Annotated in this window: 8 protein-coding genes; 1 reads left to right on the top strand and 7 read right to left on the bottom strand. The window is 74.4% G+C overall.

From position 1 onward, the window contains the following. Positions 1-49: 49 nt before the first annotated feature. The 7 genes from EAO77_RS28725 to EAO77_RS28755 all read right to left on the bottom strand — a co-directional run bounded on the left by EAO77_RS28725 (position 50) and on the right by EAO77_RS28755 (position 7,376). A complete protein-coding gene (locus EAO77_RS28725; RefSeq protein WP_187283460.1) occupies positions 50-697 on the bottom strand; it encodes a hypothetical protein in 648 nt (215 codons plus the stop codon). A gap of 436 nt (positions 698-1,133) precedes the next feature. Further along, a complete protein-coding gene (locus EAO77_RS28730) occupies positions 1,134-3,839 on the bottom strand; it encodes a SpoIIE family protein phosphatase/ATP-binding protein (RefSeq protein ID WP_147991252.1) in 2,706 nt (901 codons plus the stop codon). Between the two features lie 59 nt (positions 3,840-3,898). Further along, the gene (locus EAO77_RS28735; protein WP_147991253.1) at positions 3,899-4,558 is read right to left on the bottom strand and encodes a phosphoribosyltransferase; all 660 of its coding nucleotides are present in this window, start codon (positions 4,556-4,558) and stop codon (positions 3,899-3,901) included. A 6-nt stretch (positions 4,559-4,564) separates the two neighbouring features. Next, complete coding sequence (locus tag EAO77_RS28740; protein WP_147991254.1) at positions 4,565-5,077, bottom strand: DUF5709 domain-containing protein; 513 nt, start codon at positions 5,075-5,077, stop codon at positions 4,565-4,567. Positions 5,078-5,236: 159 nt separating this feature from the next. Then, positions 5,237-5,797, bottom strand: coding sequence for a DUF5709 domain-containing protein (locus tag EAO77_RS28745; RefSeq protein WP_222723701.1), 561 nt, complete (start codon positions 5,795-5,797; stop codon positions 5,237-5,239). A gap of 163 nt (positions 5,798-5,960) precedes the next feature. Continuing rightward, positions 5,961-6,617 (bottom strand): methyltransferase domain-containing protein, encoded by a 657-nt coding sequence (locus tag EAO77_RS28750; RefSeq protein WP_147991255.1) that lies wholly within the window; start codon positions 6,615-6,617, stop codon positions 5,961-5,963. A gap of 102 nt (positions 6,618-6,719) precedes the next feature. Further along, positions 6,720-7,376 (bottom strand): hypothetical protein, encoded by a 657-nt coding sequence (locus tag EAO77_RS28755; RefSeq protein WP_147991256.1) that lies wholly within the window; start codon positions 7,374-7,376, stop codon positions 6,720-6,722. 714 nt (positions 7,377-8,090) lie between these two features. On the opposite strand from EAO77_RS28755, the gene EAO77_RS28760 reads away from it, so the two are divergent. Then, the gene (locus EAO77_RS28760) at positions 8,091-8,930 is read left to right on the top strand and encodes a glycoside hydrolase family 19 protein (protein ID WP_410088730.1); all 840 of its coding nucleotides are present in this window, start codon (positions 8,091-8,093) and stop codon (positions 8,928-8,930) included. Positions 8,931-9,006 lie beyond the last annotated feature (76 nt).

Raw genomic sequence — 9,006 nt, forward strand, 5'->3', positions numbered from 1 at the left:
GCCCGAGACCCGTTCCCGCCGTGCGCGCGCACGGCGGGAACGGGAACCGTCACGCGGCCGGCGGGCGGACCGGCTGGCCCAGGTTCAGGCGGATCGTGTTGCCGTCACCCGGGATGACCAGGTTGATCAACGGGGTCGCCAGCAGGCAGTGTTCGAACTTCGGGATGGTGTACGACCCGCTCAGCACCCCGCCGCGCAGCGCGTTGAAGCCCGGCTCGGACGTGAGGTTCAGCACGGCGGGCACCTCGGTTTTGCAGTGGCTGCCGACCGGCGTGGGGATCCCCGCGACCTTGAGGTTCTTCAGACGCAGCGTCATCTTGGTGGTGCTGTTCACCGCACCGGTCTTCAGGTCGATCGTGCCGACGGTGGGCTCCGTCTCGATGAACTCCGTGGTGACGCTGACCGGGACGATGCCGATCATGTTGAACTCGCCCGGTGCCGCGGGCAGTTTGGTGTTGGCCGTCATCGTGCCCAGCTTCAGGTCCGCGTTCACCTCCAGCGTGCCCGGCCCCAGCGCCAGGTCGGAGCCCGTCCCCTCGAGGACCGTCAGGCCGGTGAGCGGGTAGTCGAGCCTGACCGGCGCGGCGTGCGCCGAACCGGCACTGGTGGCGAGCAGCCCGAGCCCGGCGGCGAGGGCGACGCCCGCGCGGGCGGCGGCTCTGCGGCCCCGGGTGGGGAGGAGACTGGGACGCTTCATTTCGGCTCCAGGGTGCGGCGGTGCGCCGTCGGGGCGCACGGACGACGGGGATGAACGCGGAAACGGTGCGACGGGTCGTGGTTCCGGCCAGGACGCAGCGGCCGGAACCACGCGGGTGCGAGGTCCGGGAGAGCGGGTTCCGGAGGGCGGCCGGAGGGTACGAACGCCTCCGGCCTGCGGTGCGCCGATGACGTTACGCACGGGTAACCAGGCAGGCAAGACCGGTCCGCCGCTTTCCGCGCGGGGCCGGTCCGGGGCACCGTTTCTTGTCGCCGGGGCAGCAGTCGGCGTCCCTTTCTTGTCCGCGGGTGAGTGCCGGGAGCCGCCGGAAGGCCGCGCACCGCCGCGTCGGCTGTGTCCGAGCACTGTCCGGCCCGGGGCGGACAGCGCCCGCACCGCGCCGGTGCACCGGCCGGCCCGCCCCGCGCCGGTGCCGTCAGAGCGCAGGGAAGTCCGGCAGCACGGCCCCTCCCGGTGTGAGCGGCAGCTCCGCCCAGATCACCTTGCCGTTGCCCGTGTACCGGGTGCCCCACCGCTCGGCGAACTGCGCCACCAGGAACAGGCCACGGCCGCCCTCGTCCGTGCCCGCGGCCTGCCGCAGATGCGGCGAGGTGCTGCTCTGGTCGGACACCTCGCAGATCAGAGCCCGGTCACGGATGAGCCGCACCCGGATCGGGCCGGCGGCGTAGCGGATCGCGTTGGTGACCAGCTCGCTGAGGATCAGCTCCGCCGTGAAGACGGCCTCGTCCAGGTCCCACTCGCCGAGCTGCCGGGACACCGCCGCCCGCACCCCCCGCACCGCCGACGGTTCTGCGGGCACCTCCCACCGGGCGACCCGGTCGTCCGCGAGCACCTGCGTACGCCCCACCAGCAGGGCGATGTCGTCACGCGGACGTTCCGGCACCAGACCGGCCAGCACCCGCTCGCACATCTCCTCCGGAGCGAGTCCGGCGTGGCGCTCCAGCGCGCGCCGCAGCAGCTCCAGCCCTTCGTCGATCTCCCGCGCCCGGTCCTCGACCAGACCGTCGGTGTACAGCACCAGGCGGCTGCCCTCGGCCAGATCGATGTCCAGGGTCTCGAAGGGCATGCCCCCCAGTCCCAGGGGCGGCCCGCCGGGCACGTCGGCGTACTCCGCGCTGCCGTCCGGGTGCACGATCACCGGCTGGAGATGGCCGGCCCGCGCGATGCTGCACCGCCCGGACACCGGGTCGTAGATCGCGTACACGCAGGTGGCGCCGGTGACCCCGGCCTCCTCGCGTTCGTCCGTCTCGTCCCGGTCGATGCGTGCCACGAGTTCGTCGAGATGCCACAGGAGTTCGTCCGGGGGCAGGTCGAGACTGGAGAAGTTGTGCACGGCCGTCCGCAGCCGCCCCATGGTCGCCGCGGCATGGAGACCGTGCCCGACCACGTCGCCGACCACGAGGGCGACCCGCGCCCCGGGCAGCGGGATGATGTCGAACCAGTCGCCGCCCACCCCGCCGAGACCTCCGAGGCCGGCCTGCGCCGGCCGGTACCGGTAGGCCACGTCCAGGGCGTCCTGCTCCGGCAGCGTCCGCGGCAGCAGACTGCGCTGGAGCGTCACCGCCATCGTGTGCTCGCGCGAATACCGCCGGGCGTTGTCCACACTGACCGCGGCCCTCGCCACCAGCTCCTCCGCGAGGGAGAGGTCCTCCTCCTCGAACGGCTCCGCGGTCTTTGAGCGCCACAGCATCGCGACCCCCAGCACCACGCCCCGCGCCCGCAGCGGCACCGCGATCATCGAGTGCATCCCGGCGCCCACCAGCAGCGGCGCGCGCTGCGGGTCCTGGAGCTGCCAGCCGGAGAACGTCGTCAGGTCCTCCTCCAGCACCGCATCCCCCCGGCCGAGCCCGACGCCCATCCGGGTCTGCGGTGTGAAACGGATCGGATGCCCCACGGGGTACAGGACGCCGTCCCCCGTCCCGGCGAGCGCCACCCGCCGCATGTCGACGTCCGCACCCGTCGACCTCGGTTCCTCGCCGCGCAGCACGGCCTCCGCCAGATCGACGCTCACATGGTCGGCGAGCCGGGCGGCGGCGAACTCGGCCAGCTCTTCGCAGGTGCGCCGTACATCCAGCGTGGTGCCGATCTCCGCGCCGGCGTCGTACAGCAGCCGCAGCCGCTCGCGCGCCAGGTCCGCCCGGCCGGTGAGGTCCTGGAGCTCCGTGGTGTCGCGCAGCGTCGCCACCGTGCCCGGCGGGCCGCCCCCCTGATCCGTCGTCCGCTGGTTGACGGCGAGCAGCCGGTCGCCGACGGGGACGACCTCGTCCGTCGCGATCCTTCCGGACCCGAGCAGCCGGGACATGCGCGGCTCCAGCCCGAGCTCCCCGACCGGACGGCCGTCGACGTCCTGGGGCATGCCCAGCAACCGCCGGGCCTCGTCGTTGGCGAGCACGAGCCGGCCGTCGCCGCCGAGGATGAGGACCCCCTCGCGGACCGAGTGCAGCACCGCGTCGTGGTGCTCGTACATCCGGGTCATCTCGGCGGGGCCGAGGCCGTGCGTCTGCCGCTGGAGCCTGCGGGTGACCAGGGCCGTTCCGCCCATGGCCAGCAGCAGCACCGCGGCGGCCGCGCCGAACAGCAGCGGGAACTGGTCCTCCGAGACACCGCTGACCTTCTCCAGGGTGACGCCCGCCGACACCAGGCCGACGACCTGTCCCCGGGCGTCCTCGACGGGGACCACGGCCTGCACGAGCGGACCGATCGTGCCGGTGATCCTCTCCACGAGGACCTCTCCCTCGAGGGCGGGCTGGATGTTCCCGACGAACTGCTTGCCGATCCGGTCGGGGAGGGGGTGCGTGTAGCGGATCCCCTCCGTGTCGAGGACGACGATGAAGTCGACGTCCGACCGCTTCCTGGCCTCCTCCGCCTTCGGCTGGAGGATCGCCGTCGGGTCCTCGCTGCGCAGGGCCGCCACCATCCCGGGGGAGTTGGCGAAGGTCTCGGCGACGGCGACCGACCGGTTGCGTGCCTCACGCTCGCTGCCCGCCCGCGACTGGAGCACGAGGGCGGCGATCGCGGCGGCGACCAGCAGCACCACGATCGCCACCTGCAGGAGAAAGACCTGGCCTGCGACAGTTCTCATGCGCAGAACCGAGCGCGGGCGGCCGTAGCGTGCGGCCATATGCTCTTTCTACACCTCCCCCACACGGCGGGCGAGCGCCACGCAGCCGCCCCGGGCCCTCACTCCGGCCGTGCCGCCGCCGCGTCCCGCAGGGCGGCGACCACCTCGCGGTCCTCGACCTGGGTGAAGTCGTCGTACCACTGACCGACCGAGTGGAACGCGCGCGGCGTGTGCAGCGTCACCAGCTCCTCGACCTCCGCCCGCAGGATCCCGGCCGCTTCGCGCGAGCACACCGGCACCGCCAGCACCACCGCCTGCGGCTCCATGGCCCGCACCGCCCGCACCGCGGCCCGCGCGGTCACCCCGGTGGCCAGCCCGTCGTCGACGAGCACGGCCGTGCGGCCCCGGAGCGCCGGCGCCGGGCGGTCCCCGCGGTACACCTCCTCACGGCGGCGCAGCTCCGCGCGCTCGGCGTCGACCTCGTCGCCGAGACGGTCGGCGGACAGCCCCAGCGCCTCCAGCGCCCGGGCGTCGTACAGCGGCGGCGCCTCGCCGGCCAGCGCGCCCACACCCAGCTCGCGGTTGAACGGCGCGCCGATCTTCCGTGCCACGACCACGTCCAGCGGGGCGTCCAGCGCCCGCGCCACCTCGGCTGCCACCGGGACGCCACCGCGCGGCAGACCCAGGACGAAGGGGGCCCGCAGCTCACCCGCGCGGTGCCGCACCATGAGCCGGGCCGCCAGCTCCTGGCCTGCCTCCCTGCGGTCGCCGAAACGCATGGCCGCTCACTCCCCCCGGGCGCCGGGCCCGGCGCCGTCGTCCCCGTCCGGCGGCTCCTCGATGTGCACGGCCGCCTCCTCGGCGGACGCCGCTCCGCCGTCGATGCCGACGTCACGCGCGACGGTGCCCGCGGGCCTGCGGGGCGCGGGGTCGTCGGCCGGAGCGAGCCGGCCCGCCCGGGCGCCTCCGGCGATCTCGCCGGCCGGTTCGCCGGCACCGCCCGCGAGGTCGCCGATGCCGTCCCCCTCCGGCGGCGCCACGTCGGGCGTCTCCTGCGCCAGCCGGCCGTCCAGCGTCTCGCCCTCCCGGGCCTCGGCGCCCGTGGTGCCGTGCCGGGACACGCCGAGCGGACGTTCCGGCGGCGAGTAGCCCTCCTCCATCACGTCGTCCAGGCTGCGCTCGCCGATCACGTTCTCCGGGTCGAGTTCCCCGCTGGGGCGGTTGTCCGCGTCGGAGTGCCCGGGCTGGTAGACGTCGTCGCCCCGGCCCTCTTCCGCCGCGGTGGTGTCGTCCGACATGTCCGCTCCCCTTCATCAGCCGGTCGCGGACCGCGCGGTTCGCGGTCCCGCCAGGAGCCGGGTGCCCGCCCCGGCGGCGTTCAACAGCGCGCATGCCGGGCCGTGCGGAACAGGAGGACACGGGCGGCCCCGTGCGCACGGCCGGCCGGACCGCGGCTCTCAGGAGACGGGGCGGCCGGTGCCGCGGGGCGCCGACGGCGCGGAGTCGGCGGCGGACGGCACGTACTCCTCCGCCTCGTCCTCCTCCTCGCCGTCGACGACGTGCATCGCGGCCTCCTCCGCGGACGCGGCGCCCCCGTCGATGCCGACGTCCCGGGCCACCACGTCGTTGTGCCGGCGCGGTGCGATGTCGTCCACGGCCGCCAGCCTGCCCGCCCTCGCGCGGCCGGACGTGCCGTCCCGCGCCTCGCCGTCCCCGTCCGCGAGGTCGCCGATGCCGTCGCCGTCCTGCGACGCGGTGTCCGGCAGTTCCTGCGCCAGGCGCTGCTCCAGGGTCTCGCCGCGCCGCAACTCCTCGCCGGTGGTGCCGTGCCGGCCGACCACCAGCGGACGGTCGAGGGGCGAGTACCCCTCCTCCATCATGTCGTCCAGGCTGCGCTCGCCGATCACGTTCTCCAGGTCGAGTTCCCCGTCGGGACGGTTGCCCGTGTCGGAGTGCTCGGGCTGGTACACGTCGTCGCCCCGCCCCTGGTCGTCGTCCCGCCCAGTGTCGTCGGCCATGGCCTTTCCCTTCCGGCGCGCGGTGGGCCGCCACAGTGGCCCGGTGCGTCAGGAGCGCCGGAGCTCCCGACGCACTTCACCAACGTCTTCATCATCTGCCGGGCGGCGTCCCGCGGCGACCGCACCGGCCGCGGGCGGGAGGCGCCCGGTCCGGCACCCGCCGTCAGATGGCCGTCCTGCGCACCCTCAGCACGTTGTCGTTGCGCAGGCCCGGGCGCCCGTCCGGGCCCTTCTGCGTCCGCTCGAACTCCTCGGCGCGCTCAACCCGCCAGGCGCCGGGCGGCAGTTCCAGGGAGGCGAGCACGTCGTCGGGAGTGGGGAAGTACATGTCGTGGTGGGCCTGCGGATCGAACGGGCCGGGCCCCGCGTGCCCCACGACGAGCAGCACGCCGCCGGGCGCGACGGCCGCGGCCGCCCGGCGCAGGATCCGCTCGCGCGGCATGTCCCCGGGGGTGTGGAGGTAGCTCGCGGACACGAGGTCGAAGGTGCCCTCGGGGAACGACAGCGCGAGGTCGTGCCGCTGCCACTCGATCGCGTCGTCCGCCACCCCGGCCTCCCGGGCGTGCCGGGCCGCGCGGTCCAGCGCGACACCGGAGATGTCCGTCGCCGTGACCCGCCAGCCGCGGCTCGCGAGCCAGATCGCGTCGCCGCCCTCCCCGCAGCCGAGGTCGAGCGCAGTGCCGGGCGCCAGGTCCGATACCTCGGTGACCAGCGCCGAGTTCGGGTCGCCGCTCCAGATCCGGTCGCTCTCCCGGTAGCGGGCGTCCCAGAACTCCTCGCCCGCTCCGGCGCCGGCTTCGGTCGTGTGGTGGTGGGTCATCGATGCGCTCCCTCGGGATCGTGAGGCGGCGGATGCCGCCGTCCCGGCCGATGGTGCGCCCGGGCGGTCGCCCCGTGCAAAGAACCTTGCCGGTCCGGCAAATCAGGGAGCCGTCGTGGGTGCGGCGGCCCCGGCGTCCGTCCCCGTCACCGGGTCCGGATCGGCGTCCCGCTGCGATTCGGCGGCCTCCGCCGCCCAGCTCTGGGAGGTGTAGTCGTAGTCGTACACGCCACCGCCCCGCACGCCGCTCGTGCGGAACGGCCGGCCGCCGTCGTCGATCCGGACGGTGCCGGAGCGGCCTGCGCTGCTCCATCCCACGTCCAGGACCCAGTCGCAGTCACAGGCGACGGCCCGCCCGGAGACGAGCAGGGCCTCGGGGTCCGACGACGAGACCGTGTAGGGGAAGGACACCGCGGGGATCTGCTCGCCCGAGTCGTTGCCGGGAACGGACCGCGCCACGGGCCGAGACCGGTCCAGGTCGACCTCGAAGAGCCGCGGGGTGAGCGCGCCGCCGCAGCCGGAGCTCATGCGGTACGCGGACAGTGCCTGCGGGATGCGCCGCTGGACGATCCTGACCTGCATCGACTCCAGGACCACGGGCTGACCGCCGGTGCCCTGGACGGTGACGCGGACCAGCGTCTCGCCGCCGTGCAGCGCACCGAGCGCCGAGGCCCAGGGGGCCGCGTCCGCCTGGGTGGGAGGCGGCGGCACGGCTGCGCCCCGGGGCAGGGTGTCCGGCGGACCCAGCGCGGAGACCACCGCATCGCCCGCTCCGGGGGCGGAAGCGTCCGGACCTGGCGCGGAAGCGTCCGGCCCGGGGGCACCCGGCACAGGCGTGTCTGCGTCCGCTGCGCACGAGGCCGGTGGCCCGGTTGCGCCCGGCACAGGCGTGCCCGGCGCAGGAGCGGGCGCGTCCGCGCCGGCCGGTGCGGACGCGCGCGGGACCACCGCGGCCGCGCCCGGCACCATGACGCCCGGCGCCGGCGTGCCCGGCGCCCGGGCGGGCCGGGGCGGCGAGCCCTCCGTGCCGGCGCCGGGCGGGAAGCGGCACGGTGCTCGGGTGCGCGGAGAAGAGGCGGCCGGGCAGGAGGGGCACGGTCCGGGGACGGAGCCCGCGGTGCGGCTCCCGGCGTCCGCCGGGGGGCGGCGGACGCCGGGAGCCGCACCGCGGCCCCCGGCTGGTGCTCCCGCCCCGCGCGGCTCCGCTCCCGCCTCCACCCCCGAGGGGCTCCTCCGGTGCATGAGGGTGGCGCGTCACGGCGCGTGACACCGCGGGCGCGGAAAAGTTACCGACGGTTCGCATTGGTCTATACCTTGACTGGATCATGACATCGCGCTTGAGTGTGGGAGACACCCCCCCACCGCGGTCTCGCCCGGACCAACTGCGCTTCCGAGCAGGGCCGTTGCGCCCCTAGGAGTGATGGAGTGCTGAGAACCCGTCTCCTGGCCCTGCTGACGGCGATCCTCGTCGCCATGGGCCTCGCCGTCGTCCTGACGCCGTCCGCGTCCGCCGCCTCCCCGTGCGACACGGCCCCCAACTGGCAGCAGGGCGCCTGGTACACGGCTGGCAACGTTGTCAGGTACAACGGCGCCTACTACATCGCCGAGCACGACAATCCGGGCTACTCCCCGACGATCAGCACCTGGTACTGGGATCCGTACACCTGCGGTGGCGGCGGCACCCCCCAGCCGGGCGGCTTCGTCGTCAGCGAGGCCCAGTTCAACCAGATGTTCCCGAGCAGGAATTCCTTCTACACCTACAACGGTCTCACCGCGGCCCTGAGCGCCTACCCGGGCTTCGCCAAGACGGGCAGCGACACGGTCAGGAAGCAGGAGGCCGCGGCCTTCCTCGCCAACGTGAGCCACGAGACCGGCGGCCTGGTCCACATCGTGGAGCAGAACACCGCCAACTACCCGCACTACTGCGACTGGAGCCAGCCCTACGGCTGCCCGGCCGGCCAGGCCGCGTACTACGGCAAGGGCCCGATCCAGCTCAGCTGGAACTTCAACTACAAGGCGGCCGGTGACGCCCTCGGCATCGACCTGCTGAACAACCCGTGGCTCGTCCAGAACGACGCCGCCGTGGCCTGGAAGACCGGCCTCTGGTACTGGAACACCCAGTCCGGCCCCGGCTCGATGACCGGCCACAACGCCATGGTCAACGGCGCGGGCTTCGGCCACACCATCCGCTCCATCAACGGCTCCCTGGAGTGCGACGGCAAGAACCCGGCGCAGGTCCAGAGCCGCGTCACCAAGTACCAGCAGTTCGCCCAGATCCTGGGCGTGCCCACAGGCGGCAACCTCTACTGCTGACGCTCCCTCCGATCGGTCCACGGGTCCCGGGCACCCTCGCCCGGGGCCCGTTCCCGTGCCCCGGCCCTCTCCGCCC

The sequence above is a fragment of the Streptomyces sp. T39 genome, from assembly GCF_008042045.1.
Classification (GTDB): domain Bacteria; phylum Actinomycetota; class Actinomycetes; order Streptomycetales; family Streptomycetaceae; genus Streptomyces.

Bases quoted from the DNA above. Each gene is read 5' to 3' on its own strand.
- EAO77_RS28740 (WP_147991254.1), bottom strand. From the start codon at position 5,077: ATGTCGGACGACACCACCGCGGCGGAAGAGGGCCGGGGCGACGACGTC.
- EAO77_RS28745 (WP_222723701.1), bottom strand. From the start codon at position 5,797: ATGGCCGACGACACTGGGCGGGACGACGACCAGGGGCGGGGCGACGAC.
- EAO77_RS28730 (WP_147991252.1), bottom strand. From the start codon at position 3,839: ATGGCCGCACGCTACGGCCGCCCGCGCTCGGTTCTGCGCATGAGAACT.
- EAO77_RS28725 (WP_187283460.1), bottom strand. From the start codon at position 697: ATGAAGCGTCCCAGTCTCCTCCCCACCCGGGGCCGCAGAGCCGCCGCC.
- EAO77_RS28735 (WP_147991253.1), bottom strand. From the start codon at position 4,558: ATGCGTTTCGGCGACCGCAGGGAGGCAGGCCAGGAGCTGGCGGCCCGG.
- EAO77_RS28750 (WP_147991255.1), bottom strand. From the start codon at position 6,617: ATGACCCACCACCACACGACCGAAGCCGGCGCCGGAGCGGGCGAGGAG.
- EAO77_RS28760 (WP_410088730.1), top strand. From the start codon at position 8,091: ATGGGCCTCGCCGTCGTCCTGACGCCGTCCGCGTCCGCCGCCTCCCCG.